The organism is Streptomyces sp. CBMA29, from assembly GCF_014596445.1.
Classification (GTDB): Bacteria; Actinomycetota; Actinomycetes; order Streptomycetales; family Streptomycetaceae; genus Actinacidiphila.
In genome coordinates this window covers 39,032-64,429 of the sequence record NZ_MECL01000115.1, presented here as the reverse complement: position 1 = coordinate 64,429, position 25,398 = coordinate 39,032, and the positions used below count along the sequence as shown (strand labels likewise).

21 protein-coding genes and 1 pseudogene are annotated in these 25,398 nt (G+C 71.3%); 12 read left to right on the top strand and 10 right to left on the bottom strand.

Annotated elements, in window-relative coordinates; translation table 11 throughout:
• Positions 1–152: 152 nt before the first annotated feature.
• The 3 genes from BGM09_RS16800 to BGM09_RS16790 all read right to left on the bottom strand — a co-directional run bounded on the left by BGM09_RS16800 (position 153) and on the right by BGM09_RS16790 (position 1,922).
• The gene (locus BGM09_RS16800; protein ID WP_188282408.1) at positions 153–482 is read right to left on the bottom strand and encodes a GNAT family N-acetyltransferase; all 330 of its coding nucleotides are present in this window, start codon (positions 480–482) and stop codon (positions 153–155) included.
• Positions 479–688 (bottom strand): DUF2630 family protein, encoded by a 210-nt coding sequence (locus tag BGM09_RS16795; RefSeq protein ID WP_411158321.1) that lies wholly within the window; start codon positions 686–688, stop codon positions 479–481. The genes BGM09_RS16800 and BGM09_RS16795 overlap by 4 nt, the downstream gene beginning before the upstream one ends.
• Before the next feature lie 181 nt (positions 689–869).
• Entirely contained in the window at positions 870–1,922 is a 1,053-nt protein-coding gene (locus tag BGM09_RS16790) for a MerR family transcriptional regulator (RefSeq protein WP_411158320.1), read from the bottom strand.
• 364 nt (positions 1,923–2,286) lie between these two features.
• On the opposite strand from BGM09_RS16790, the gene BGM09_RS16785 reads away from it, so the two are divergent.
• From BGM09_RS16785 to BGM09_RS16770, 4 genes are all read left to right on the top strand, one after another.
• The gene (locus BGM09_RS16785; protein WP_188282407.1) at positions 2,287–3,798 is read left to right on the top strand and encodes a flavin-containing monooxygenase; all 1,512 of its coding nucleotides are present in this window, start codon (positions 2,287–2,289) and stop codon (positions 3,796–3,798) included.
• Complete coding sequence (locus BGM09_RS16780; RefSeq protein WP_188282406.1) at positions 3,795–4,874, top strand: alpha/beta fold hydrolase; 1,080 nt, start codon at positions 3,795–3,797, stop codon at positions 4,872–4,874. The genes BGM09_RS16785 and BGM09_RS16780 overlap by 4 nt, the downstream gene beginning before the upstream one ends.
• Positions 4,871–5,791, top strand: a complete 921-nt coding sequence (locus tag BGM09_RS16775; protein WP_188282405.1) for an SDR family oxidoreductase — start codon at positions 4,871–4,873, stop codon at positions 5,789–5,791. The genes BGM09_RS16780 and BGM09_RS16775 overlap by 4 nt, the downstream gene beginning before the upstream one ends.
• Before the next feature lie 123 nt (positions 5,792–5,914).
• Positions 5,915–6,151, top strand: coding sequence for a hypothetical protein (locus BGM09_RS16770; RefSeq protein ID WP_188282404.1), 237 nt, complete (start codon positions 5,915–5,917; stop codon positions 6,149–6,151).
• Positions 6,152–6,232: 81 nt separating this feature from the next.
• Here BGM09_RS16770 and BGM09_RS16765 read toward each other — a convergent pair whose 3' ends face one another.
• A complete protein-coding gene (locus BGM09_RS16765) occupies positions 6,233–7,081 on the bottom strand; it encodes an FG-GAP repeat domain-containing protein (RefSeq protein ID WP_188282403.1) in 849 nt (282 codons plus the stop codon).
• Positions 7,082–7,116: 35 nt separating this feature from the next.
• Between BGM09_RS16765 and BGM09_RS16760 the strand changes: the two genes are divergently transcribed.
• Positions 7,117–7,662, top strand: a complete 546-nt coding sequence (locus BGM09_RS16760; protein ID WP_188282402.1) for a hypothetical protein — start codon at positions 7,117–7,119, stop codon at positions 7,660–7,662.
• Positions 7,663–7,708: 46 nt separating this feature from the next.
• Here BGM09_RS16760 and BGM09_RS16755 read toward each other — a convergent pair whose 3' ends face one another.
• Together BGM09_RS16755 and BGM09_RS16750 are read right to left on the bottom strand one after the other, a co-directional pair.
• The gene (locus BGM09_RS16755) at positions 7,709–11,422 is read right to left on the bottom strand and encodes a S41 family peptidase (protein WP_317452730.1); all 3,714 of its coding nucleotides are present in this window, start codon (positions 11,420–11,422) and stop codon (positions 7,709–7,711) included.
• A gap of 180 nt (positions 11,423–11,602) precedes the next feature.
• The gene (locus BGM09_RS16750) at positions 11,603–12,418 is read right to left on the bottom strand and encodes a class I SAM-dependent methyltransferase (RefSeq protein WP_188282400.1); all 816 of its coding nucleotides are present in this window, start codon (positions 12,416–12,418) and stop codon (positions 11,603–11,605) included.
• A gap of 57 nt (positions 12,419–12,475) precedes the next feature.
• On the opposite strand from BGM09_RS16750, the gene BGM09_RS16745 reads away from it, so the two are divergent.
• Together BGM09_RS16745 and BGM09_RS16740 are read left to right on the top strand one after the other, a co-directional pair.
• Positions 12,476–13,201 carry a GntR family transcriptional regulator gene (locus BGM09_RS16745; RefSeq protein WP_188282399.1) on the top strand — a complete coding sequence of 242 codons (726 nt, stop codon included), beginning with the start codon at positions 12,476–12,478 and terminating at the stop codon, positions 13,199–13,201.
• A gap of 166 nt (positions 13,202–13,367) precedes the next feature.
• Positions 13,368–13,829, top strand: a complete 462-nt coding sequence (locus BGM09_RS16740; protein ID WP_188282398.1) for an ATP-binding protein — start codon at positions 13,368–13,370, stop codon at positions 13,827–13,829.
• A gap of 24 nt (positions 13,830–13,853) precedes the next feature.
• Here BGM09_RS16740 and BGM09_RS16735 read toward each other — a convergent pair whose 3' ends face one another.
• Both BGM09_RS16735 and gltX read right to left on the bottom strand, forming a co-directional pair.
• Positions 13,854–14,522, bottom strand: coding sequence for a hypothetical protein (locus BGM09_RS16735; protein WP_188282397.1), 669 nt, complete (start codon positions 14,520–14,522; stop codon positions 13,854–13,856).
• 114 nt (positions 14,523–14,636) lie between these two features.
• Positions 14,637–16,070, bottom strand: a complete 1,434-nt coding sequence (gltX, locus tag BGM09_RS16730) for a glutamate--tRNA ligase (protein ID WP_188282396.1) — start codon at positions 16,068–16,070, stop codon at positions 14,637–14,639.
• Between the two features lie 135 nt (positions 16,071–16,205).
• Between gltX and BGM09_RS16725 the strand changes: the two genes are divergently transcribed.
• From BGM09_RS16725 to BGM09_RS16705, 5 genes and pseudogenes are all read left to right on the top strand, one after another.
• The gene (locus BGM09_RS16725; RefSeq protein WP_188282395.1) at positions 16,206–17,897 is read left to right on the top strand and encodes an FAD-binding dehydrogenase; all 1,692 of its coding nucleotides are present in this window, start codon (positions 16,206–16,208) and stop codon (positions 17,895–17,897) included.
• A gap of 297 nt (positions 17,898–18,194) precedes the next feature.
• Entirely contained in the window at positions 18,195–19,991 is a 1,797-nt protein-coding gene (locus BGM09_RS16720) for a glycoside hydrolase family 6 protein (protein WP_188282394.1), read from the top strand.
• A gap of 264 nt (positions 19,992–20,255) precedes the next feature.
• The gene (locus BGM09_RS16715; RefSeq protein WP_188282393.1) at positions 20,256–21,461 is read left to right on the top strand and encodes a serine hydrolase domain-containing protein; all 1,206 of its coding nucleotides are present in this window, start codon (positions 20,256–20,258) and stop codon (positions 21,459–21,461) included.
• A 4-nt stretch (positions 21,462–21,465) separates the two neighbouring features.
• Positions 21,466–22,320, top strand: a pseudogene (locus BGM09_RS16710) (SDR family NAD(P)-dependent oxidoreductase); the annotation flags it as partial.
• 109 nt (positions 22,321–22,429) lie between these two features.
• Positions 22,430–22,741: a hypothetical protein gene (locus BGM09_RS16705; protein ID WP_188282391.1), complete on the top strand. Its 312-nt coding sequence runs from the start codon at positions 22,430–22,432 to the stop codon at positions 22,739–22,741.
• Between the two features lie 3 nt (positions 22,742–22,744).
• Here BGM09_RS16705 and BGM09_RS16700 read toward each other — a convergent pair whose 3' ends face one another.
• Together BGM09_RS16700 and BGM09_RS16695 are read right to left on the bottom strand one after the other, a co-directional pair.
• On the bottom strand, positions 22,745–23,590 hold the full coding sequence (locus BGM09_RS16700; protein ID WP_188282390.1) for a DMT family transporter: 846 nt from the start codon (positions 23,588–23,590) through the stop codon (positions 22,745–22,747).
• Between the two features lie 102 nt (positions 23,591–23,692).
• Positions 23,693–25,327, bottom strand: a complete 1,635-nt coding sequence (locus tag BGM09_RS16695) for a penicillin-binding transpeptidase domain-containing protein (protein ID WP_188282389.1) — start codon at positions 25,325–25,327, stop codon at positions 23,693–23,695.
• Positions 25,328–25,398: the final 71 nt, after the last annotated feature.

Below are 25,398 nucleotides of genomic sequence, written 5' to 3'. Positions count from 1 at the left end.
GCGGTATCCGCGTCCGTATCCTTGTTCACCCCACCAGCATCGCCCGTCGTCAGGCTTCCGGTCTGGCGGAAATCCGACGTTGATGTCGAGCATGTGCGTCCGGTCGTACGGACGTATGTATGTCCATAGGTCCGGCTCGTCCCTGTGCGGCCTCAGTCGGAGACGTTGCTCGCCGGTACGTACAGCAGGTCCGCGTACTCGGGGTGCTTGCCGAGCCAGCCCTCGAAGAACGGGCAGATCGCCAGGACCCGCAGGCCCTGCGCGCGGGCGGCGTCCAGGGCGGTACGGGCGAGCGCGGAGCCGACGCCGCGGCCCTCGTACGCGTCCTTCACCTCGGTGTGGATGAACGCGATCATGTCCGGGGTGCGCAGATACGCGGCCACCCCGGCGATGTCGTCGCCGATACGCGCCTCGTACCGCTTGCTCGCGGGCGCGTCGGTGACCGTGACGTCAGCGTGGACGGAGGCGGCGCCGTCGGTCATGAGCGGTAGTTCTCGACGGTGGAGGCCGGGCGGACCTTCGCGTCGCCGGGGTCCTCGCCCGCGTCGGTCAGGGCGCGGCGCTGCCGCAGCAGGTCCCAGCACTGGTCGAGCTCGCGCTCGAGGGCGGCGAGCCGCTCCTGTTCCGTCACGCCGTCGATGCTGCCTGCGGCGAGCAGGTCGCGCAGCGCCTTCTCGTCCGCGACCATCGCGCTGATCCGGCCCAGAATGGCCTGGTCTGCCGAGGAGTCGTTGGGCTGTCGCACGGGGCACCTCCCGGGTCGGTACGGCCTTGGGTCCACTCTCGCAGGTCGTGCGGCGGCGCGCTCGCGATGTGCGGGGTGATGTGACGGGGCAGACGCGGGCGGTACGTCGGGCGAGGTCCGTACGTCAGCCGCCGGCGGTGGGTCCGGCCGGGTCCGTACCGATTTTCGTACCGCCGTCCGTACGGGCTTCCGTACCGCCGTCCGTACCGCCGTCCGTACGTGCTTCCGTACCGCCGTCCGTACCGCCGTCCGTACGTGCTTCCGTACCGCCGTCCGCATCAGCTTCCGCAGCGCCCTCCGCCCGTTCCGCCTGCTGTCGCAGCCAGGCGTCGATCTCGGCGCGTACCCGCCGCTCCATCGCGAGCCCCATTTCGGCGTCGACGATGTTCTTGGCGAGGGGCCGCAGGCGTTGCAGCGACTCGGCTATGCGGTGGGCCTCGGCGGGCGGGAGGTCGTCCATGGGCCCGATGACGTGGGTGCGGATGACCTGGGTGAAGAGGTCGGCGAGCGCGTCGGTGTGGGCGCGCACGCCGCGTCCGGCGGCGAGGACGGCGGCCAGCGGCACGCCCTCGTGGACGAGGGCGGCGGAGGCGTCGAGCAGGCGGCGGCTGATGTGGATGACGTTCTCGCCGTCGACGCCGATGTAGCCGATGTCGAGGGCCGTCGTCAGATTCTCCGGGGTGACGTCCTCGCCGAAGTAGTCGGCCAGTTCCTCCGGTGTGAGGCGGACCGGGGTCTCCTCCGACCAGGGCGCGGTGAGGGCGCCCTCCAGGCCGAGCAGTTCGGCGACGCCGCCGAGCGTGCGGCCGTTCTCCCACGCGGCGATCAGCTCGGCGATGCCGCCGAGGGTGTGGCCGCGCTCCAGCAGCCCCGCGATGGTCCGCAGCCGGGCGAGATGGGCCTCGGAGTACCAGGCGATCCGGCCGTCCCGCCGCGGTGGCGGCAGCAGTCGCCGCTCACGGTAGAACCGCAGCGTCCTGACGGGGATCCCGGCCGCCTTGGCCAGCTCCTCCACGCGGTACTCGCGCTCCGCGCCCGCGCCGTCGCCCGCGCCGTGAGCTGAGCCGCCGCCCCCCGTGCCGCCGCCGCCCCCCGCGCCGCCGCTGCGCCCCGCGCCGCCGCCGCTTCCGCCGCCCCTGCTTCCGCCCCCCGCGCCGCCGCTTCCGTTGTCGTCCACGCGGCCAGCCTATGTGCTGTTCGGGGCTGCCCGACCCCGCCCCTGGGCAGGTATTCCGTCGTGACATCCGCCGCCGCGCGCCTCGCCGTACGCCGCCGTGTCCTGACCCGTACGCTCCCTCGAGCGCCCCGGGGTCCGGACGTGCACGCCCCCGCCGTACGCCTCTCGTCCGGGTCCGTACGCCCCACCGCGCACCCCGTCGTACGCCTCCGCGCGCCCCATCGCACGCCCCCGCGTCCGGACGACTTCCACCCCAACCCCTACCGGAGGTAACCCGGCATGGTCTACAGTCCAGATCGCGCCAGTGATTGCTGGCATGATCGACGGGGGCACAAGTCGGCGGAAGTCGGCGGAAGGCGGTGCCATGGACGAGCTCGAACACGTGCGGGTGGCGGTGATCGGGTCCGGGTTCGGCGGGCTGGGGGCCGCGGTACGGCTGCGGCGCGAGGGCATCACGGACTTCGTGGTCCTGGAGCGCGCGGACTCGGTCGGCGGGACCTGGCGCGACAACAGCTATCCGGGCTGCGCCTGCGACGTACCGTCGCACCTGTACTCGTTCTCCTTCGCGCCCAACCCCGACTGGCCGCGCGCCTTCTCCGGGCAGGAGCACATCCGGGCGTATCTGGAGCGGGTCACCGACACCTTCGGGCTCCGCCCGCACCTGCGGTTCGGCGCCGAGGTGCGGCGGGCCCGCTGGGACGGCGACGCGAACCGCTGGCATCTGACGACCGCGGCGGGCGAGCTGACCGCCGATGTCGTCGTCTCCGCGACCGGGCCGCTGTCCGACCCGAAGATCCCCGACATCCCCGGGATCGAGGACTTCCCCGGGCGCGTCTTCCACTCCTCGCGCTGGGACCACGACTTCGACCTCAAGGGCAAGCGCGTCGCCATGGTCGGCACGGGCGCGTCCGCGATCCAGATCGTGCCGTCCATCCAGCCGGAGGTCGCCCGGCTGACCGTCGTGCAGCGCACCCCGCCGTGGGTGATGCCGCGCGTCGACCGCGGGGTCAGCGCCGCCGAGCGCTGGCTGCACGGCAAGGTCCCGGCCACCGCCAAGGCGCGCCGCGGCCTGCTCTGGCTGATCAGGGAGTTCCAGGTCGGCGCCTTCGTACGGCACCCGAAGCTGCTCAAGGCCGCCGAGCGGATCGCGGCCAACCACCTGAGGCGGTCGGTGAAGGACCCGGAACTGCGCGCCCGCCTCACCCCCGACTACACCATCGGCTGCAAGCGCATCCTGCTGTCCAACACCTACTATCCGGCGCTCGCGCAGCCCAACACCGAGGTCGTCACCTCCGCGCTCAGCGAGGTCCGCGGCTCGACGATCGTCACCGCCGACGGCACCGAGCGCGAGGTCGACGCGATCGTCTTCGGCACCGGCTTCCACGTCACCGACATGCCGATCGGCGACCGGGTGACCGGCGCCGACGGCCGTACGCTCGCCGAGCACTGGAAGGACGGCATGGCCGCGCTGCGCGGCTGCGCGGTCGACGGCTTCCCCAACCTCCTGTTCATCATCGGCCCCAACACCGGCCTCGGTAACAGCTCGATGATCCTGATGATCGAGTCGTCGCTGAACTACGTCGCCGACTTCATGCGCACCCTCGACGCCACCGGCGCCGCCGCCCTCCAGGCCAGGCCCGAGGCCGTCACCGCCTGGAACGAGGAGATGCAGCGCCGCGCCGCCCGTACTGTCTGGAACACCGGCGGCTGCAAGAGCTGGTATCTCGACGCGAACGGCCGCAACACCACCGCCTGGCCCGGCACCACCGCCGAATTCCGGCGCGCCACCCGGCAGTTGAAACTCTCCGAATACGAGGTGCTGGCCCCGGTCGCGGGCCGGCGCGAGGCCGTGGAGGCCGTGGAGGCCGTGTCATGACGGTGCCCTACGAGGCGGTACGCGCCCGCCGTGAGCTGACCGTCGTCTCCGCCGACGGCACCCGGATCCATGTCGAGGAGTACGGCCGCGCCGACGGCCCGCCGCTCGTCCTCGCCCACGGCTGGACCTGCTCCACCCTGTTCTGGGCCCCGGTCGTCCGGGCGCTCGCCGCCGACTTCCGGGTCATCGCGTACGACCAGCGCGGGCACGGGCGCAGCGCGTCGCCGCGGTCGCGGGCGGGGTACGGGACGACGCAGCTCGCCGACGATCTGGAGGCGGTGGTGACGGCCGTGCTGCCGGGGGGTGCTTCCGGTGACGGTCGTGATGCTCGCGACGTTCATGGGGCGGGCGACGATGCGGGCGAAGGCGCGGGCGAAGGCGCTGGCGACGGTGTTAGAGGTACTTACGGGGGTGAGAAGGCCGTGCTGGTCGGCCACTCCATGGGCAGTATGACGATCATGGCGGCCTCCGGGCGTACCGCCGTCCAGGAGCGTACGGCCGCCGTCCTCATGACCAGCACCGGCAGCGCCCGGCTGCTCGGCTCGACCCAGGTGCTGCCGCCCCGCTTCAGCTCCCGGCGCGTCCGGCGGGCCTTCCACCGGCAGCTCCTGGTGTCCCGGCTGCCGCTCGGACCGGTCACCCCGGTCTCGCGCGCGGCGCTCAAGTACGGCGTGCTGGCGTCCGGTTCGACCCGCGAGCAGGTGGCCTTCTCCGCCCGTATCGTGCACGCCTGCGGTTCGCGCCAGCGCTCCGAGTGGGGGCGGGTGCTCGCCGCGCTCGACCTCGACGCGGAACTGGCCGCGCTCAGCGCGCCCACGGCCGTGCTGGTCGGCACCGCCGACAAGCTCACCCCTCCCGTGCACGCGCGCGGCATGGCCGCCGCCCTGCCGAATTGCACCGACCTGATCGAGCTGCCCGGACTCGGCCACATGACCCCGATCGAGGACGCGAGCGCGGTGGTCGCGGCGGTACGGAAGCTGGCCGCGGCCTATCTGCGGGTGGGCGCCGTATCCGGCGACGCCCGCGCGGCGGACGACCCGCGCACCGACACACGTACAGAGGAGAAGAGCGCATGAGCAGCCGTACGGACAGCTCGCTCGACGGGCAGGTCGTGGTGGTCACAGGGGCGGCGCGCGGGGTGGGGGCGCTGCTGGCGCGCAAGCTCGCCGCGCGCGGGGCGACGCTGGCGCTGGTCGGCCTGGAGCCGGACGAGCTGAAGAAGGTCGCCGAGTCGATCGGGGCGCGGGCGGGCTGGTGGACCGCCGACGTCACCGACCGGGCCGCGATGGCGGCGGTGGCCGAGGAGGTCGCCGAGCGCTTCGGCCGGGTCGACGTCGTCGTCGCCAACGCGGGGGTGGCCACCGGCGGCCCCTTCCTGGACTCCGACCCCGAGGCGTTCGACCGCGTCATCCAGGTCAATCTGCTGGGCAGCATCACCACCGCCCGCGCCTTCCTGCCCGCGCTGCTGCGGTCGCGCGGCTATCTGCTCCAGATCGCCTCACTGGCCGCGCTGACCCCGGCGCCGCTGATGGCCGCGTACTGCGCGAGCAAGTCGGGCGTCGAGGCGTTCGCGCACTGCCTGCGCGGGGAGGTGGGCCACAAGGGTGTCAAGGTCGGCGTCGGCTACCTGAGCTGGACCGACACCGACATGGTGCGCGGCGCCGACGAGGACGACGTCCTGCGCGGCCTGCGCTCCAAGCTGCCCTGGCCCGCCAACCGCACCTATCCGCTCGAACCCGCCGTCGACCGTATCGCCGCCGGGATCGTCCGCCGCTCCCCGCACGTCTACGGCCAGGCGTGGCTGCGCGGCATGCAGTCCGTCCGCGGCTATCTTCCGTCCGTCATCGGCGGCGCCCTCGGGCAGCGGCAGATGCGGCAGGTCGAACCCGCCCTCGCCCGCGCGGCCGGCACCCACCGCGGCCTCGTCGGCCGGGGCGGCGCCGCCGACGAGACGGCCCGATCGGCCGGCGCGACCACGGGACCGACCGGCTGAGCCTCACGCTCCGTGACCCCAAAGCCCTTGTCGCGCTGGGCTTTTCGTCCCGAGATGCGCACTTCGCACACCCGTGTAAGTCTGGTCGAGGCCCCATCCCCACAGACTCCAGGAGGAGTGATCATGGGCGCTTTCGACCAGTTCAAGGACAAGGCCAGCGAGTTCGCCGACAAGGCCAAGGGCGCGGCCGGCGACCAGCGCGACAAGGCGGCCGAGTCCGCGGACGACGCGCGCGACAACATGCAGCGCGGCACCCAGCAGGACCAGGGGCAGCAGGACCGCCGCTCCGACGTCGAGGACCCGTCGCAGGACCGCCTCGGCTCCGAGTCGAGCGACGCGGACCAGGACGACTGGGCCTGACGTCACGCGAACACCGTGACAAAGGAAGGGGCACCCCCTCGGGGGTGCCCCTTCTCCCGTATGCCCGTGGCCGGGCTCGCGTCAGGAGATGGCGTCGATCACGCTGGTCCAGCCTCCTCCGCTGGCATCGACCGGCGCGGCGAAACCGCGCGGTGCCGTGGGATAACCGGCACCGGCGTAGAAGTGGAGGTGATCGTCCGACGTCCAGGTCGCCCAGAGATCGGGGTGGCCGTCACCATCCGCGTCGCCGACGGCCGCCACCCCCGGTGTGCTTCCGTTGAATCCGGAGCCGATGGTCGTGCGGTTGCCGCCCCGTCCGAGCGGTGCCCCCGGACCCTGCGGATCAGCGGCGTCGTTCAGGTACTGGGTCAGCACCCCGGTGCTGCGATTCCGGGTCCACAGATCCCCCAGCCCGTCCCCGTCCACATCGCCGACCGAGATCACCGCCGTGGTCTGCGACCAGTCGGCGCTCGGCGATCCCGAGGGACGGTTGAGCGGACGGCGGGTGCCGAAGTCGCCCGATCCGTCACCGGGATACACCCACAGACGGGCGCTGTCATTGGGTAGACGGGCGATCAGATCCTCATAGCCGTCACCGGTCCAGTCCCCGCGGTGACTGATGTCCGCCCCCGCCCAACCACCGCCGATGGTGGGCCCGTTGCTCGACTTGCCGGAGCTGGTGCCCGGGTAGAAACGCAGGTGGCTCGTGTTGTCGATCGCGAGGAGGTCAGGAATGCCGTCCCCGTTGAGGTCACCTCCCGTGTCGGTCGTGGCGGGCTGGTCAGGTAACCGAGCCCGACGGAGCCGGCGAACTGCGCCGACGTCGCGGTCGGCGCTGCTCCGGGGTATTCGACGATGTGTGAAGCTTTCTTGACCCGGAGGGGGGCGACATTGACGTCCGATAGGTCTGCGATATGGAAGTAGGTTCACTTGTAGCCGTAGAGTGATTGTTGAGGGGAGATTTTGTGTCTGATTCTCAAAGTCAATTTCATTATTCGGCAGAAAAGGCGCTGGCCTGCGCGACTGCTGTCAGAGTTGGGGGTGCGCTGTATATTCTGTCTGAGGCGAGTGGACTGGATGAGGATTACTATGGCGTAGATGCTGGAATCCAGTCCGGAATGGTTGCGGCATCCGGGCGTCGAGAATTGAATCAGGGCATCGTTCGTGGTGCTATTGAAGATTGTAATTCGCTGAGTTCTAGGTACTTGCAGTCGATGGACGCTTCGGCATTCTTCGTTGCTGGTGTCGAGATGACTCGGATGGTTCTCGAGTTCATTAGTGAAGTTCATCCCGGTGAATCGCTGCAGAGGATCAAGGGGAAAGCTCTGGAGGCGGCAGGTGGTTGGCCTTCAGTAATTGACGGGCAGGCGCAGAGTTCGTTGCTCGAGTTTGAGATCGCTTGTCAGGGAAGAGCGGAGGACGTTCTCGCTGCCGAGGGTGTCAGGGCGCTTCGGGAAGCGGCCGGGGCCGACGCGCTGGGTTATCGGCGGGCGGCGCAGGCGTTGCGTTGATGTGGGTCGAGGATTTCCTCGCATCGGTATGGCGTGATCGAGAACTTCAGCGCGGGGGGAGTGGGGGGCGTTGGCGGTTGGGGCGGGTGGTGAGGTCGGGCGGGGTGGCGGCGGGGTGTTCGGCCAGGAGGGCGAGGGCGGTGCGGACGGCGACGTCCATCTGGCCGTGGCGGCCCTCGGCCCAGTCCAGGGGGGTGCGCAGGGCGTCGATGTCGGGGTCGACGCCGTGGTTCTCGACGGACCAGCCGTACGCGTCGAACCAGGCGGCGTTCATCGGCACGGTGATGACGGTGCCGTCGCCGAGGCGGTGGCGGCCGGTCATGCCGACGACGCCGCCCCAGGTGCGGGAGCCGACGACCGGCCCTATGCCGAGGAGTTTGAAGGCGGCGGTGATCATGTCGCCGTCGGACGACGTCGCTTCGTCGGCGATGGCGACGACCGGGCCGCGCGGGGCGTTGCCGGTGTAGGAGACCGGCTGCGCGTTGCGGGTGAGGTCCCAGCCGAGGATGGTGCGGGTCAGCTTCTCGATGACCAGTTCGCTGATATGACCGCCCGCGTTGCCGCGGACGTCCACGAGCAGGGCGTCGTAGGCGACTTCCATCCGCAGGTCGCGGTTGAACTGCGCCCAGCCGGAGCCGCCCATGTCGGGGATGTGCAGATAACCGCACCGGCCGCCGCTCAACTGCCGTACGACCGAACGGCGTTTGGCCACCCAGTGCTGATAGCGCAGCGGACGTTCGTCGATCAGCGGGACGACGGCGACGCGGCGGGGCGCGCCGCGGCGGCCCGGTCCGACGAAGGTCAGCTCGACGGTGGTGCCGCCCGCGCCGGCCAGCAGCGGATACGGTCCCGCGTCCGGATCGACCGGCCGCCCGTCGATGTGGGTGAGCACCGCGCCCTCGCGGATGCCCGTACCGGCCAGCGGCGAACGGGCCTTGGAGTCCGACGACTCGCCCGGCAGGATGCGTAGGACCGACCACGTACCGTCCTTGCCGTGCTGGAAGTCGGCGCCGAGCAGGCCGATGGGGCGCTGGTAGTGCGGCGGGCCCTCGTTGCGGCGGGCGGGGGCGACGTACGCGTGCGACGTGCCCAGTTCGCCGAGGACTTCGCGCAGCAGGTCGGCGAACTCGTCGGGCGTGGCGACGCGTTCGACCAGCGGGCGGTACTGGTCGAGGATCGCGGGCCAGTCGACGCCGCACATGTCGGGCGCCCAGAAGTAGTCGCGGATCAGCCTCCCGGCCTCGGCGTACGACTGCCGCCACTCGGCTGTCGGGTCCACCTCGTGCAGGATGCGGCGCATGTCGACATAGACCGTCGAGTCGTCGTCGCCGCGTTCGGTGGCGGGCAGGACGGCCAGCTCGCCCTCGTCGAAGACCGCCAGGCGCTGGCCGTCGCCGCTGACGGCGTACCAGTCCATGTGGTGGACCAGTTCGGTCCGCTTGGACTTGGTCAGGTTGTAGTACTCCAGCGTCGGGCGGGCGGAGGGGTCGGTGGGGTTGGCGAAGGTCTCGCCGAGCGCGCCGGAGATCGGCCAGCGCAGCCAGACCAGGCCGTTGTGCACGGGCTCCAGTGCCGAGTACTTCGACGCGGGGACGGGGAAGGGCGTCACCCGGTTCGCCAGGCCCTCCACCTCGACGACCACCGGCCCGTCACCGCCGCCGCTCTCGCCCGGGTCGAGACCGCCGCCGATGGGACGGCCGTCAACCGGCAGCGCGAAGGGTGACGGTGTCGCCGAATTCAGCGGCACCAGATACGGGCGGCAGCCGAGCGGGAACGACAGGTCACCGGTATGAACGTCGTACACCGGGTCGAAGCCGCGCCAGGAGAGGAAGGCGAGGTAGCGGCCGTCGCGGGTGAAGACGGGTTGCTCGTCCTCGAAACGGCCGTTGGTGACGTCGATGATCGAATGGTCGGACAAGCGGGCGATCTTCACCGAGCGCAGACTGCGGCCGATACCGGGGTGCGACCAGGTCAGCCACGCCGAGTCGGGGGAGAAGGCCAGGTCACGGACGGGGCCGTTGGTGGAACGGATCAGTTCGTTGACGGCGCCCGCCATGGTGCGGCCGTCGGTTGTGCGATCGTCCAGCGGTACGCGGCGTATGCCGTCCCGCGTGCCGTCACCCGCGCCGCCGGGTTCGTCGCGTACGTCAGCCCGTACGTCGTCCCCTAGGCCGTACGGGTCACCGCCCTCGTCACCGTCCGAGTCGTCCTCCGCCTCGCCGGTCGTGACCAGCAGCAGGCGGCCGTCGTTGGTGGCGACGGCCAGGGTGCCGCCGTCGGGGGAGGAGACCAGTTCCAGGACGCGGCCGAGTTTGCCGACGGCGAGGCGGGTGGGACGGTCCGGCTCGTCAACGCCGTCGCCGCCGAAGACGTCGTTCGTGTACGCGTCGGTGTCGGGTGATTGGCCGCCGGAGGCGGGGGTACGGGTGCCGCCGTCGCCCTTGCCGTGACCGTCTGCGGCCTCCGTGTACACGGTGCTCGAACGGTCGACACCCGGCCCGCCCTTGCCGGAGGCGCCGCCCGCCTCCGCGACCGGCACCGCGTCGGTCAGCTCCTCCGTCACCTCGGTGACGTCCGCCGCCTCCGTCACCTGCGCCTTCGCGTCCGCCGCCGCGGAATCCCGCGCGCCGCCGCGGATCGCCGTCCGCGACGCCCGCCCCGGCAGATGCGCCAGTTCGATCCCGTCCTCGCCCTCCGCGTCCGTGACGAAGGCGACCAGACCGGTGTCGCCGAGCATCTCCGGCAGCCGGACCCGCGCGCCGGGCTCGTCGGCGATCGTCCGGGCGGGGCCGTCGCGGTGCGTGAGCCAGTAGAGGCTGCCGCGTACGCAGACGGCGCTGGCCCGGCCCGTACCGTCCATGGCCAGGCTGTCCAGGTTCGAGGCCGCGGGCACCTGGTACGGGCGCTGCCCGCTCCTCGCGCCGCCCAGCCGGATGTCCAGGCGGCGCGGCCGGGCGTCGGGCGCCGCCAGGTCCTCCACCAGCCACAGCTCGCCCGCGCACTGGTACACCACCCGCCGGCCGTCGGTGGCGGCGCTGCGGGCGTAGAACTCGGCGTGGTCGGTATGCCGCCGCAGATCCGTACCGTCCGGGTGGCACGAGTACAGATTGCCGATGCCCTCGTGGTCGGAGAGGAAGGCGATCCGGCCCGACACGAACATCGGCGACGCCAGGTGACCGTCGATGTCCGGAACCAGCCGCTCGCCGTGCAGCCACAGCCGCCCCGTCGCGCCGCCGCGGTACCGCTTCCACGCGTGCGGCTCGTGCGGCGGCGTCCCCGTCAACAGCAGTGTGCGGCGCTCACCCGGCTCCCCGTTCTCGTCGCACACCGCGATGTCCGACACCGGCCCCCACGGCAGCGGCCCGCCGGTCCCGCCGTCCACCGGCACGCTGTGCGCCCACGTGTGGTAGGCGAACGGCTGCCCGTGCGACGACACCGCCAGCACCTGGCCGTCCGGCGTCCACGAGCACACCCGTGTGTCGGAGCTGCCCCAATACGTCAGCCGCCGCGATTCCCCGCCGTCCGTCGGGACCAGATACACCTCGGGGTCCAGGCTCCGCCACGTCGTGAACGCGATGGTCGAACCGTCGGGCGACAGCCGCGGCGGCCCCACCCGCGTCCGGTCCGCCGTCACCCGCCACGCCCGCCCGGCCGACCCCCCGGCCGCCCCCAGCGGGGCCACCCAGATGTCGTCCTCGGCGGCGAAGCTGAGCAGGTCGCCATGGAGATGCGGGAATCGGAGGTACGCGCCGTCGCTCACCCCTCCCATGGTTCGGCCCCCGGAAACCCCCGGCAACTTTTCGCCATCTTGCGCCCCCGCCTCGCCCCCGTCCGCCGCCCATGCGCCCCGCCCCGCGCGCGGTGCGCCCGCCCGCGGGACCCCGTTCCTCAGGCCCTGTCTCCAGACCCCGGCCCTCAGGCCCTGGCCGGGCGGCCGACGTCAGGCGGTGCCCACCGCCAGCAGGTGCGACGCGGCGGACAGCAGCTCCGGATACGGCTCCGCCAGCCGGGCGGCGGTCAGGGCCGCGGCGAACATCGGTGAGTCGGTCAGAGACCCGCCCGTGTGCTGTTCGGCGGCCTTCAGCAGTGCCCAGGCCGGGCCCTCGACACCGAGGACGGTGACGTCGGTGAGGCCCGCGCCGGTCAGCTCATCCGCCAGCTCCGCCGCCGTATGGAAATACGCGGCCGTGAAGCCCTTGCGTCCGGGGTCGTGGCGGCCCGTCGCCAGGATGTCGCCGACGGCGTCCCGGACGCGGTCCTTCGTCAGCAGCGTCGTCGCGGTGTGCTCGAAGAGCGAGGCGTACCGTCCGATCGCGGCGGCCGCGACCATGCCACCTGGCCGTACCACCCGCCGGGCTTCCGCGAGCGCCTGATCGCGTTCGGCACGTTCCAGCAGGTGGTAGAGCGGCCCGAGCAGCAGGACGGCGTCGTACGTCCCGGCCTCCGCGCTCAGCGCCCGCGCGTCGCCCAGCTCCGTGGTGCAGCCGGCCGACTTCGCGTGCTCCACATGCCGCTCCACCGGATCCACCAAGTGCACCCGATAGCCGTCCTCGACCAGCCACTTCGCATGCACCCCGGCCCCGCCGCCGACATCCAGCACAGCCGCGGGCGCGGGCGGCAGGTGACGCCGCAGGATCTCCCGGGTCCTCGCCAGCTCCAGCGCGCCGTCGGCAGAGGAGGTCAAACGCGTCGACTCGTCGAATACCGAGCCGTAGAAGTCCAGGATCTCGGACGCTACGTGGGGTGCGGTCGCCATGAGTGCGATGGTCTACCCTGACCGGTCAACCTGTCCACCGAACGGGAGTGCCTCGCCATGCCCAGGCTCAAGTACGAAGAGATCGCGGATTCGTTGCGGACCCGGATCGCCGACGGTGAGTTCGGTCCGGGCGACGTCCTGCCGTCCGGGCGGGATTTGTGCGAGCAATGGTCCGTGTCGCGGGCGACGGTCATCAAGGCGATGGATGTGCTGAGGGGGGACGGCCTCGTGGCGGCTCGTCAGGGCCAGGGATTCCACGTACGCGAAACGCCGTTGGCGCGTCCCGCCGGCCGGCGCCGGGCAGACGCCGCGCGCGTGACTGGCGGTCACCCCTTCCGGCGGTTGGGCAAGCCGGTTCACGAAGTGCCGCCCGACCGAGTCGCAAGGATTTTGGACCTTGCGGCGGGCGTATCCGCTCTGCGGCGTGACCGCTTGGTGCTGCTGGACGACGGTGCTCCGCTGTCGCTGGTCACGGCGTGGTTTCCGGCGGACATCGCGGAGGCCTGTCCGAAACTGACTCAGGCGGGTCCGATCGCCGAGGGGACGACCCACTACGTGGCGCGGCAGACCGGGCGTTCACCGGCGCGGGGGACCGACCTCACGAAAGTGCGCCTGGCGATGTCGGCGGAGGCAGGGCAGTTGGGACGTGAGCTACCGCTCGCGGTCGCGGTCGTGCTCCATGTCGCGCACGACAAGGACGGACGGGTTCTCGTCGCAGAAGAAGGCGTCACTCCTTCCGACCTGTGGGAGCTGACGGACAACTACCGGATGAGTCACGGATAGTTGACAATCGCTTGACTGGACCGGTCAACCGGTCCAGTCTCAAAGGGTGCGATGTCATCGCACCCCTTGTTCGTCATTGGCGTGCCGCACGGGGTCCGAGCCGGGAAATTCCGCGATCCGGCACGCCTTCGAGTGACTTCGCTGTGCCACAAGAAGGGAACAGTTCGTGACTGATGAGAGCGCTGCGCTCAAGGCCGGAGTCTTACCCGCGGCCGTATCGCGATTCTTCGACGCGAAACGCGAATCGGTCGGGCTGGCCCGCGAATTCGCCGTGGGGGTCCTGAGGGAGTGGGGGCTGTCGCCTGTTGTTGACGACGTGCGGTTGTGCGTATCGGAGTTGACGTCGAACGCGTTGGCGCACGGGACGCGGCGGGGGCACGGGTTTTTGGTGCGGGTGGTGGTGGAGGACGGATGCGTACGGCTGGAGGTGCATGACAGTCGTGACGAGGAGGGGGAACGGAGGCCGCGGGTGTGCGAGCCGGGTGCGGCGGATGTACGGGGGCGGGGGTTGCTGATTGTCGCGGCGGTCGCGGACGCGTGGGGGGTCGAGGGGCGGGAGCCTTTCGGGAAGGTGGTGTGGGCGCGGTTCAAGGGTGTGGCCTCCGGGCGCGCGGGCGGGGAGGGGTAGTGCGGGAGAGGCCCGGCGTCGGGGTTACGGGCGGGGGTAGCCGATGGACGTGATGTCGGCGGCCAGTTCGGGGAGCGTGAGGCCGGGGTTGAGCGTGGTGACGACCTCGGGGGTCAGCGGGCGCAGGGCGAGGACGTGGTGGACGGGAGCGGGGGCGACCGGGACCTCGTAGTAGTCCTCGGCGAAGGCGCGGTAGGCGTCGGCGTCGCGGTCGGTGAGCAGCGGGAAGAGGAGTCCGGCGCCGTCGGGGTCGCCGTCGGGCGCGTCGGGGAATTCGATGGCGTCGCCGGTCCGCCACGCGGTGTCGGCGGGCTGTCGCCACAGGCAGGCGGTGACCACGGGCATGCCGTCCTCGTCGCTGAAGGCGGGCTCCTCGACGCAGGGGCGGAAGACGGCGGGGACGTCGTCGAGAACACCGGGCCAGGGGCCGTCCTCGACGTAGGGGCTCATCCGGGACTCGTGCGCGAAGCCGCGGACATAGGCGCCGAGGGGGGAGAAGACGATGGAGTACTCGTCGCCCGAGCCGTTGCTCATGGAGGCCATCTCCTCGACGTCCGACCAGTGCGCGTCGAAGGAGTAGAAGCGGCTCTCCCACGACGGGCTGAGTATCGCCTCCAGCATGGCCAGCGCGCGGCAGTGGTCACGGAGTACGGGGATGGCGGGGAGCCGCCGGGCGGTGTCGTAAACGGTCACGGCGGCGACCGTACGCCGTCCGACGGCGGGTGCCGATGCCGGGTCCGGGTCCGAGTCCCGGGTCCGGGTCCGGCGCGGCGGTGTGTAAGACCCGCCGCGCCAGGGTGGCGGGTCTTACGACCCGGCGGGCGTCTCGGACTCCAGGCGGGTGCGGGCGGCCTCCAGGCGGGCCAGCGCTCGCTCACGCCCCAGCGTCTCGAGCGACTCGAAGAGCGGCAGCCCGACCGTGCGGCCCATGACGGCGACCCGGATGGGCGCCTGGGCCTTGCCGAGCTTGAGACCGTGGGCGGCGGCGACGGACTCCAGGGCCGCCTTCAGCGGCTCCGCCGACCAGTCGGAAAGCGCGCCCAGCTCATTGGCTGCGTCGCGCAGAAGATCCGCCGCGCCCGCCTTCATCGCCTTGGACCAGGACGCGTCGTCGCGTACCGGCTCGTCGAGGAAGAGGAAGTCGACATAGGACGTGATCTCGGACAGCAGGGTGATCCGGGTCTGGGCGAGCGGGGCGACGGTCTCGAAGACGGCCTCGTCGTACGACCGCGGGTCCCAGGTGGCGTGCGGGGCGGTCAGCCAGGGCGCGCAGGCGCTGACGAAGGCGGCAGGGGACAGGGCGCGGATGTACTCGCCGTTGAAGGCGGTGAGCTTCTTGACGTCGAAGAAGGCGGAGGAGCCGATGACGTCCTCGATGCGGAAGAGCTGCTCCAGCTCCTCGTAGGGCAGGATCTCGCGGTCGTCACCGGGGCCCCAGCCGAGCAGCATCAGGTAGTTGACCATGGCCTCGGGCAGGTAGCCCTCGGCGAGGTAGTCCTCGAGGGCGACCTTGTCGCGGCGCTTGGAGAGCTTCTGCCGCTTCTCGTTGACGATCACCGGTAGGTGCGCCCAGGTGGGCGGGGTGGCGCCCAGCGCCTCCCAGAGGAGTTGCTGCTTGGGCGTGTTGGACAGGTGCTCCTCGCCGCGGATGACCTGCGTGACGCGCTCGTCGAGGTCGTCCACGACGTTGGCGAGCAGGAAGACCGGGGAGCCGTCGCCGCGGGCGATGACGAAGTCCTCGATGGAGCTGTTGGGGAAGGCCGGTTCGCCGCGGATCAGGTCGACCACCACCGTCTCGCCCTCGTCCGGCGTGCGGAACCGCATCGCGCGCCCCGGCTCGTACGCCAGCCCGCGCTCGCGGCAGAAGCCGTCGTAACCGAGGTGTTCGGAGCCGGTGCGCTCCTTGAGCATGTCGCGCGTGCAGTCGCAGTAGTACGCGCGCCCCTCGATCTGGAGCCGGGACGCGGCCTCGCGGTGCCGGTCGGCGTTCTGCGACTGGAAGTACGGGCCCTCGAAGGCGGGGTCGGCGCCGCTGATGCCGATGGCGGCCAGCGCGCTGATGATGCCGTCGATCCATTCGGGCTTGTTGCGCGCCGCGTCGGTGTCCTCGATGCGCAGGACGAAGGTGCCGCCCGACTGTCGGGCGACCGCCCAGTTGTAGAGGGCGGAACGGGCGCCGCCGACGTGGAAGATACCGGTCGGGGAGGGGGCGAAACGGACGCGGAGCGGGGCATCAGACATGGCGTGAATCCTACCGAGCCGGGTCCGCGCCCCGCGCCCCGCATATTGCGGGGTCCCGATGCCGCTGACCCGCGCCCGCCGCTCGCGTAACGTGCTCGTCACTACATTGATTACTGGCGAGTAAGGAGCGGTCGGATGGCGCTGGACGCGGACGTCGTGGTGGTGGGCGCGGGACTGGCCGGTCTGGTGGCCACGGTCGAACTGGCGGAGGCCGGACGGAAGGTGATCCTGGTCGACCAGGAGCCCGAGGCGTCCCTCGGAGGTCAGGCGTTCTGGTCCTTCGGCGGGCTCTTCTTCGTCGACTCGCCGGAGCAGCGCCGGATGCGGATCAAGGACACGCCCGACCTCGCGCTCCAGGACTGGCTCGGCACGGCCGGCTTCGACCGGCCCGAGGACTACTGGCCGCGCCGCTGGGCCGAGGCGTACGTGCACTTCGCCGCGGGCGAGAAGCGGGCCTGGCTGCACCAGCGCGGCATGCGCTTCTTCCCGGTGGTCGGCTGGGCCGAGCGCGGCGGCTTCCTGGCCACAGGACCCGGCAACTCCGTGCCGCGCTTCCACATCACCTGGGGCACCGGGCCCGGTGTCGTCGCGCCCTTCGCGCAGCGGGTACGCGACGAGGTCGCGCGCGGGCGGGTCGAACTGCGCTTCCGGCACCGGGTGACCGGCCTGACCCGTACCGGCGACGCCGTGGACGGTGTGACGGGTGAGGTCCTGGCGGCCAGTGACGTGGCGCGCGGCGAGGCCAGTTCGCGGGAGACGGCGGGCGCGTTCGAACTCCGCGCGCAGGCCGTGGTCGTCACAAGCGGAGGCATCGGCGGCAACCACGATCTCGTACGGGCCGCCTGGCCCAAGCGGCTCGGCACCCCGCCCGGCAAACTGCTCTCCGGCGTTCCCGCGCACGTGGACGGCCTGATGCTCGGCATCACAGAGGCGGCGGGCGGAAGGTTGATCAATGGTGACCGGATGTGGCACTACACCGAGGGCATCGAGAACTGGAACCCGATCTGGGCCCGCCACGGCATCCGTATCCTGCCCGGCCCCTCCTCGCTGTGGCTGGACGCCACCGGCAAGCGGCTGCCGGTCCCGTACTTCCCCGGTTTCGACACGCTCGGCACCCTGGAGCACATCATGGGGACGGGCCACGAATACACCTGGTTCGTCCTCACGCAGAAGATCATCGAGAAGGAATTCGCACTGTCGGGCTCCGAGCAGAATCCGGACCTGACCGGGAAGAGCGTGCGCGACGTGCTCAAGCGCGCGCTGCCGGGGGCGCCGGGGCCGGTCGAGGCGTTCAAGCAGCACGGTGTCGACTTCGTGGTGGAGAAGGAACTCGGCGCCTTGGTGCGGGGGATGAACGCCGTGACGGGTCAGGGGCTGGTCGACGAGGCGGTCGTACGGCGCGAAGTCGAGGCGCGTGACCGCGAGATCGCGAACACGTACACCAAGGACTTGCAGGTCACCGCCATCCGCGGGGCCCGCAACTACCTCGGCGACAAGCTCATTCGCACCGCGTCGCCGCACCGGCTGCTCGACCCGAAGGCGGGGCCGCTGATCGCCGTGCGGCTCAACATCCTGACCCGGAAGTCGCTCGGCGGCCTGGAGACCGACCTCGAAGGGCGTGTCCTGCGCGGCGGGTCGGAAGGCGCGGAGGACGGTGGCGCGGCCGGTCGCGGCGAGGTGCTCAGCGGGCTCTACGCGGCAGGCGAGGCCGCGGGATTCGGCGGCGGCGGGATGCACGGATACCGGTCGCTGGAGGGGACGTTCCTCGGCGGCTGCATCTTCTCCGGGCGCGCGGCGGGGCGGGCCGCCGCGGTCGCGACGGCTTAACGCACGAGAGGGCGCCGGGGGTTCCGCCCCCGGCGCCCGCTCCGTGCCCGCGCCCGCCCGTCCGTCCGGGCGGGTCCGCCAACCGTCATGCGTTTCAGAGGTGTTGGCGTCCGGCCCCCGTCCGGGACCAACTCCAGGGACGTAGCGCCAAGCATTGACAGGAGCGGACCGCCTGCCCACTATGGGAGCGCTCCCACGTTAAGAGCGTGTAACCGAACCATGCTTCACCGCACCACCTCCCATGACCCCGCGAAGTCGTTTCGAGGGGTCCATCCCCCCTATGGAGGTTGTTCGCACATGGCAGTCCCGACAGTCCGACGCAGAACCGCCGCGCTCGCGGCCGGCCTGATGGTCGTCGCCTCAGGCGGCGTGGTCGCCGCGATGAGTACGACGTCCGCCTCGGCGGCCACCGCCGGTTGCTCGGTCGCCTACGACGTGAGCCAGTGGGATTCCGGCTTCACCGCGCAGGTGACGATCACCAACACCGGCCCGGCCATCACGAGTTGGCAACTCGGCTGGAACTTCCCCGGCAATCAGAAGGTCACCCAGGGCTGGAACGCCACCGTGAGCCAGACGGGCGCGGCCGTGACCGCGGCGAGCCTGTCGTACAACGGCGCGGTGGCGACCGGCGGTACGGCGACCTTCGGCTTCAACGGCTCGTACAGCGGCACCAACACCAAGCCGTCGTCGTTCTCCCTGAACGGCGTCGTGTGCGGTGGCGGCACCGGTACGACCCCGCCGACCACTCCGCCGACCACACCCCCCACCACTCCGCCGACGACGCCTCCGACGACGCCTCCCACGACGCCGCCGACCACCCCGCCCACCTCGCCGCCGACCGGCACCAGGGTCGACAACCCGTACGCGGGCGCCAAGGGTTACGTGAACCCGGACTGGTCCGCGAAGGCCTCGGCCGACGGAGGATCGAAGATCGCCAACCAGTCCACCGCGGTGTGGCTGGACCGGATCGCGGCGATCGCGGGCGCCAACGGCGCCATGGGGCTCAAGGCCCACCTGGACGCGGCCGTGCAGCAGGCCGCCGGTCAGCCGCTCACCATCGAACTGGTCATCTACGACCTGCCGGGCCGTGACTGCTCCGCGCTCGCCTCCAACGGCGAACTGGGCGCGACGGAGCTCGGCCGCTACAAGACCGAGTACATCGACCCGATCGCCGCGATCATGTCCGACCCGAAGTACGCGGGCCTGCGGATCGTCAACGTCATCGAGCCCGACTCGCTGCCCAACCTGGTCACCAACGCGGGCGGCACCGCCGGTTCGACGGATGCCTGCGCCACGATGAAGGCCAACGGCAACTACGAGAACGGCGTCGGTTACGCGCTCGCCAAGCTCGGCGCGATCGGCAACACGTACAACTACATCGACGCCGGGCACCACGCCTGGCTGGGCTGGGACACCAACCTGGCGCCCGCCGCGCAGGAGTTCCTGAAGGCCGCGAAGACCGGTGGCGCCACCGTCAACGACGTCCAGGGCTTCATCGTCAACACGGCCAACTACAGCGCCACCGTGGAGCCGAACGTCAAGATCACGGACAGCGTGAACGGCACCACCGTGCGGCAGTCCAAGTGGATCGACTGGAACCAGTACGTCGATGAGCAGAGTTACGCGCAGGCCCTGCGCAACCTCCTGGTGTCGGACGGCTTCAACTCCGACATCGGCATGCTGATCGACACCTCCCGCAACGGCTGGGGCGGCACCTCGCGTCCCACCGGTCCCGGGGCGACCACGACCGTTGACACCTACGTCGACGGTGGCCGTATCGACCGCCGCATCCACGCCGGCAACTGGTGCAACCAGTCCGGGGCCGGTATCGGTCAGCGCCCGACCGCGGCGCCCGCCGCCGGTATCGACGCCTACGTGTGGGTGAAGCCTCCGGGTGAGTCGGACGGTTCGAGCACCCAGATCCCGAACGACGAGGGCAAGGGCTTCGACCGGATGTGCGACCCGACCTACACCGGTAACGCCCGCAACGGCAACAACCCGTCCGGCGCCCTGGCCAACGCCCCGCTCGCGGGTGCCTGGTTCTCGGCGCAGTTCCACCAGCTCGTGCAGAACGCGTACCCGCCGCTCCCGTAGCGGACCCCCCACCGGGCCCGTGACGGGTCCCGCGCTCCTGCCGGACACTTTCCGGCCGGGGTCGCGGGCCCGCCGCGGGCCCGGGTGGTTTTCCGGCCCCGGCCGCGGGGAATAAGTGCCGCCCCGCCGCCGACCGCGCTCGGCCGCGTATACGGCCCGCCCTACCGCCTGTTTACAGAACGCGCATCTTCGTCGTGCACCATGGGTGCCGCAGAGTTCGGTGCAGCGGGTGGACCGGCGGAGCGGCAGGCGGAGGCGGCATTCATGGACGCGTTCACGGACGTCCACGGCACGGCGGAGGACGGCTGGGAGCCGGTACGTACCGCTTTCGCGCAGAATTTCACCCGCCGGGGGGATGTCGGCGCCGCTTTCGCGCTCTATAGGCACGGTCGCAAGGTGGTCGACCTGTGGGGCGGCGTCGCGGCGGCCGGGCAGCCTTCGGGGGAGCCCTTGGCCGGGGACACCGTGCCCTGGGCCGAGGACACCGTGCAGATCGTCCGGTCGGCCACCAAGGGCGTGGCGGCGGCCTGTCTGCTGCTGCTCCACCAGCGCGGCCAGTTGGACCTGGACGCGCCGGTGGGCGCGTACTGGTCGGAGTTCAAGGCGCACGGCAAGGAGCGGGTGACCGTCAGGGACGTGCTGGCGCACCGGGCCGGAGTGCCCGCGCTGGACACGCCGTTGACGCCGGAACAGGCGCTCGACGGTACGTCCGGGCCGCGCGCGGTGGCCGCGCAGAAGCCGCAGTTCCCGCCGGGCGCGGCGCACGGATACCACGCGCACACCTACGGCTGGCTGGTCGCGGAACTGGTGCTGCGCGCGTCGGGGCGGTCGGTCGGCCGCTTCGTCGCGGAGGAGATCGCCCGGCCGCTCGGCCTCGACCTCTGGGTGGGGCTGCCGCCGGGGCAGGCGCACCGGGTGGGCGGGACCGCCGAGACCGTCACGCCGGAACCGGCCGTCTCGGGCGCGCTGCGGGCCCGGCCCAAGCGGTCCGTGCAGGACGCGTACGCCGACCCCGGGTCGCTGACCATGCGCGCCTTCGGGGCGATCTCGCCGCGGCCCGACGAGAACGACCCCGCCTATCGCGCGGGCGAGTTGCCCGCGGCCAACGGCATCACCGACGCGCGCTCGCTGGCCCGTTTCTACGCGGCGCTGATCGGGGAACTGACCGACGGGCCGCGGCTTTTCGTGCCCGCCACGCTCACCGCCGCCCGGACCGTCGAGTCCGAGGGACCGGATCGAGTATTGATCGTCAACACTCGATTCGGCCTGGGATACATGCTGCACGGCCCGGCGTCCCCGCTGCTGGCACCCGGTTCCTTCGGGCATCCCGGCCGGGGCGGCTGCCTCGGTTTCGCGGACCCCGCGAGCGGAATCGGCTTCGGCTACGTCACCAACGGCATGCAGAAGAACGTCACCGCGGATCCCCGTGCCCAAGCCCTGGTCAGGGCGGTACGGGAGTGCCTACGCTGACCCGATGGTGCGTAACGGGACAGCGACGGCGGCGTATTCAGGGGAACGATTCGCGACCTACACCGTCATGGTGACCGGCGGCGCCCGGGGTATCGGCGAGGCGACGGCCCGCAGATTCGCCGCGGAAGGCGCCGCCGTACTCCTCGCGGACCTCAACGGTGAAGCGGCCGAGCGCACCGCCGCCTCGATCCGCGAGGACGGCGGGCGGGCGGGGGCGGTCGTGTGCGACGTCGCCGACCGTACGGCCGTGGACGCGGCGGTCGCGCACGCGGTGGCGGCCTTCGGCGGCCTCGACGTCCTCGTCAACAACGCCTATTCGTGCAGCGATCACTACGACGACCTCACCGAGGAGCCGGACGAGAACTGGCTGCGCGACCTCGACGTCACCCTGACCGGCGCCATGCGCTGTTCCCGCGCCGCGCTGCCGCACCTGGCCGCCGCGACCGGCGGGCGCGGCGCGATCGTCAACATCGGTTCGGTCAACGGACTGTCGTACTTCGGCAACCACTCCTACAGCGCGGCCAAGGCGGGGCTGATCTCCCTGACCCGCACGCTCGCCGTGCACGCTGCGGCCAGCGGCGTCCGCGTCAATCTCGTCGCGCCCGGCACCATCCGCACGCCCGCGTGGGCGGGCCGCGAGGCCACCCTGGAGACCGCCGCGGGGCTCTACCCGCTCGGCCGCGTCGGCGAACCCGCCGACATCGCCGCCGCCGTCACCTTCCTGGCCTCCGCCGACGCGTCCTGGATCACCGGTGTCACGCTGCCGGTCGAGGGCGGCATCCTCTCCGCGAATCCGGGGTTCACCAACGCGCTGTCGGCCGGGATCGCCGACGACGAGGCCGCCCTGGGAGCCGTAGCGGGAGCCGCGGTAGGCGCCGCCGGGGAAGAGTGACGCAGGTCCTCTCTGCTGCTGTCACGCAGGCGCCGGGCCGTTTGCCCCATGGGCATCCACGAGGCGGCCTGCTTGTGTGTGTCCGGCCCCGGTACGGGACGAGGGACGGACGGCATGGACGCTGCTGGCGGGCGGCAGCGGCGTCAGGGGACATTCCGCCGCGAAGGAGTTGACAGCCGCCCGGCACCAGGTGGTACAGCTCGGCAGGGGCGCGGCCAACGACATCCGCGGCGACCGCGCTGTCCGGCAAGTCCATGACCAGGCGGGCACACCCTTCGGGCCGCACGGCGACGACCCGCACCTGGAGCGGCACGTCGCCGCCGACGGCCGCGTCCACGAGCTGCGCTTCCAGGTCAACCCCGACAAGCCGCGCGGCCTGTCCGGGTGAGCGTCAACTCGCGTGCAGCATCAGACCTATGCCGGTCACGACCACCAGGGCGGCGACCAATCGGGGCCGGCCGAAGTGCTCCTTGAAGAACAGCGCGCCTATGGCGGCGCCCGCGATGATCGAGGACTCGCGCAGGGCGGCGACCGGGGCCAGCGGCGCGCGGGTCTGGGCCCACAGGACGAGGCCGTAGGCGGTGATGGACAGGGCACCGCCGAGGAGGCCGCGCAGGGCGACGGGTCTTAGCTGCGCGGCCAATTCTCTGCGGCGCGCAGAGAATGCGACGGCCGGGATCACCATGCCCTGGAACAGCAGCAGCCAGGCGATGTAGCCGAGCGAGCTGCCGGAGGCGCGGACGCCGACGCCGTCCACGACCGTGTACCCGGCGATGGTCAGTCCCGTACCGGCGGCCGCCGTCAGCGCGGGCCAGTTGGGGCGCTTGCCGCGCAGGCCCCACAGGGCGACGCCGCCGAGACCGGCGCAGGAGGTGATGACGCCCGCGGTCTGCCAGGGCCCCGGCCGCTCGGCGACGAAGACGGCCGCCAGCACGGTCACGGCGAGCGGCGCGATACCACGGGCTATCGGATAGACCTGTCCGAACTCGCCGAGCTGGAAGGACCGCATCAACAGGTACTGGTAGGCGAGGTGGATGACCACCGACGCGATCAGATACGGCCAGGCGCCCGCGTGCGGTACCGCCGCGAAGGGCAGCAGGGCCAGGGCGCACAGGGCCCCGCCGCCACCCACGAGGGTGAAGGCGAGGACCTGGTCCTTGATGCCGTGCGCGATGGCGTTCCACGCGGCGTGCGTGATCGCGGCGACGAGGACGACGGCGACGACCAGCGGCGTCATCCGCGGCTCGGGCGGCCGGGGCTGCTCGTATGGTGCGGACTGCTCAGATGGTTCGGGCGGTTCGGGCGGCTCGACGGGGGTATGGGCGCGGGCATCGGCGGGTCAGGAGGCGCGCAGCACGGCCGCCACGATGGGGCCGGCGGACTGGTTGCCGTGACCGCCGCTGTGGACGACGGCGGCGGCGGCGACATGGCCCGCGTACGCGGTGAACCAGCCGTTGGCCTCCGCGGAGGTGTCGGTCTCGGCGGAGCCGGTCTTGGCACCGGAGTTGGGGCCGAATCCGCTCATCACACCGCTGGCCGTACCACTGGTGATGGTCGCGCGCATCATCTGCCGCAGATACTGCGTCGTCTTCGACGGGATGCCGGAGGCGGTGGCGATGGGGCCCTTGATGAGGCTCTTGGCGACGATCCGCGGTTGGTGGAAGTCACCGGTGCTGGCGGTCGCGGCGACGGACGCCATGATGAGCGGGCTCATCTGAAGAGTGCCCTGTCCGATCATCTCCGAGGTCAGCTCGTCCCCCGTACCGCCCGGCACCACCGGGTCCTGGGACACGGTGCCGATGTTCCACCCCTGTGTCAGACCGAACTGCTTGGCCGTGTCCACGAGTCCGGTCGCGCCGAGCGTCTTCGCCTGGAGGATGAAGCCGGTGTTGCAGGACTTCATGAAGTCCCATTGCAGTGAGGCGCCGGGGTTGTTCATGCCGCCGTCGTTCTTGTACGCCTTGCCGTAGCCGTAGTTCGCGCCGTTGACGCACTTCGCGGGCGAGGACGGCGTCAGACCGCGCTGGAGCAGTGCCGCCGCCGTGACGATCTTGAACGTCGAGCCGGGCGCGGCCTTGTCCTGCAACGCGTAGTCGGTGCCGGACGCCGGGCCGTAGGCGACTGCCAGGATGGCGCCGTTCGTGGTGTCGACGGCGGTCACCCCGGACTTGTCCTTGCCCGCTACCGCCTTCTCGGCCGCCTTCTGGATCGTGGCGTCGAGCGTGGTGTCCAGCCGTACGGGCTTGCCCTTCTTGAGCACGTTCAACGTCTTGCCGGCCGAGGCGTCCGCCTTCTGGACGTACGTCTCGATGCCGGGGGTGCCGTCGCCCAGCTTCTCCGCGTACCGCGTGCGCAGGTCGGGGATGATGCGGCTCAGCGACGGATAGTCGGCCGGGTCCATCACCCGCCCCTTGCGGTCCACGACATCCACCTCGGGCACCTTGGCCCGACCGGTGACGAGCTGGTCGCCGTCGCCGAGTTCCGGGCTGATCACGGACGGCTTCCACTGGACGACCGGCTTCCCGCTCGCGCCGCGTACGACGGTCAGCGACGAGCGGTAGCTCCAGGGTGTGGTGACGCCGTCATACGTGACCTGCGCCGTCACCGTGAACGGCATGGTCGTGGTGGTCGTCGCCGCCGGTGTGCCGGGGGTGAGCTGCACGGACGTCACACGCGCCTGCGTCTTGTACGCGGTGAGCGCGGCCGTCGTCGTGCGCACGGAGTCGGTCAGGCTCGCCGCCCGCGTGATGTCACCCGACGACCACGCGGTCAGGAAGTCGTCCCCGGTGCTGGTGACTTCGGCGGCGCTCGGCGGCGCGGTGTCGACCGCCGTCGGCTTGGTCTGTGCGGACTTGCCGCCACCGCCGCCGCTGCCGTCCAGTGAGTCGTAGATGTTGTAGGCGCCGTACCCGGCGACCGCGAACATTCCGACGACCACCGTGCCGATGATCCCCGACTTGACACCCCGTGACATGGGCACGAGACCTCCCCCTCCCCTTTGAACGCGTTCAATGAACACGCGCTGTAGCACCCTACGGGACCCCC

Coding starts and splice junctions, on each gene's coding strand:
- BGM09_RS16745 (WP_188282399.1), top strand. CDS start 12,476: ATGCCCAGGCTCAAGTACGAAGAGATCGCGGATTCGTTGCGGACCCGG.
- BGM09_RS16800 (WP_188282408.1), bottom strand. CDS start 482: ATGACCGACGGCGCCGCCTCCGTCCACGCTGACGTCACGGTCACCGAC.
- BGM09_RS16695 (WP_188282389.1), bottom strand. CDS start 25,327: ATGTCACGGGGTGTCAAGTCGGGGATCATCGGCACGGTGGTCGTCGGA.
- gltX (WP_188282396.1), bottom strand. CDS start 16,070: ATGTCTGATGCCCCGCTCCGCGTCCGTTTCGCCCCCTCCCCGACCGGT.
- BGM09_RS16785 (WP_188282407.1), top strand. CDS start 2,287: ATGGACGAGCTCGAACACGTGCGGGTGGCGGTGATCGGGTCCGGGTTC.
- BGM09_RS16725 (WP_188282395.1), top strand. CDS start 16,206: ATGGCGCTGGACGCGGACGTCGTGGTGGTGGGCGCGGGACTGGCCGGT.
- BGM09_RS16720 (WP_188282394.1), top strand. CDS start 18,195: ATGGCAGTCCCGACAGTCCGACGCAGAACCGCCGCGCTCGCGGCCGGC.
- BGM09_RS16715 (WP_188282393.1), top strand. CDS start 20,256: ATGGACGCGTTCACGGACGTCCACGGCACGGCGGAGGACGGCTGGGAG.
- BGM09_RS16750 (WP_188282400.1), bottom strand. CDS start 12,418: ATGGCGACCGCACCCCACGTAGCGTCCGAGATCCTGGACTTCTACGGC.
- BGM09_RS16700 (WP_188282390.1), bottom strand. CDS start 23,590: ATGACGCCGCTGGTCGTCGCCGTCGTCCTCGTCGCCGCGATCACGCAC.
- BGM09_RS16775 (WP_188282405.1), top strand. CDS start 4,871: ATGAGCAGCCGTACGGACAGCTCGCTCGACGGGCAGGTCGTGGTGGTC.
- BGM09_RS16770 (WP_188282404.1), top strand. CDS start 5,915: ATGGGCGCTTTCGACCAGTTCAAGGACAAGGCCAGCGAGTTCGCCGAC.
- BGM09_RS16795 (WP_411158321.1), bottom strand. CDS start 688: ATGGTCGCGGACGAGAAGGCGCTGCGCGACCTGCTCGCCGCAGGCAGC.
- BGM09_RS16780 (WP_188282406.1), top strand. CDS start 3,795: ATGACGGTGCCCTACGAGGCGGTACGCGCCCGCCGTGAGCTGACCGTC.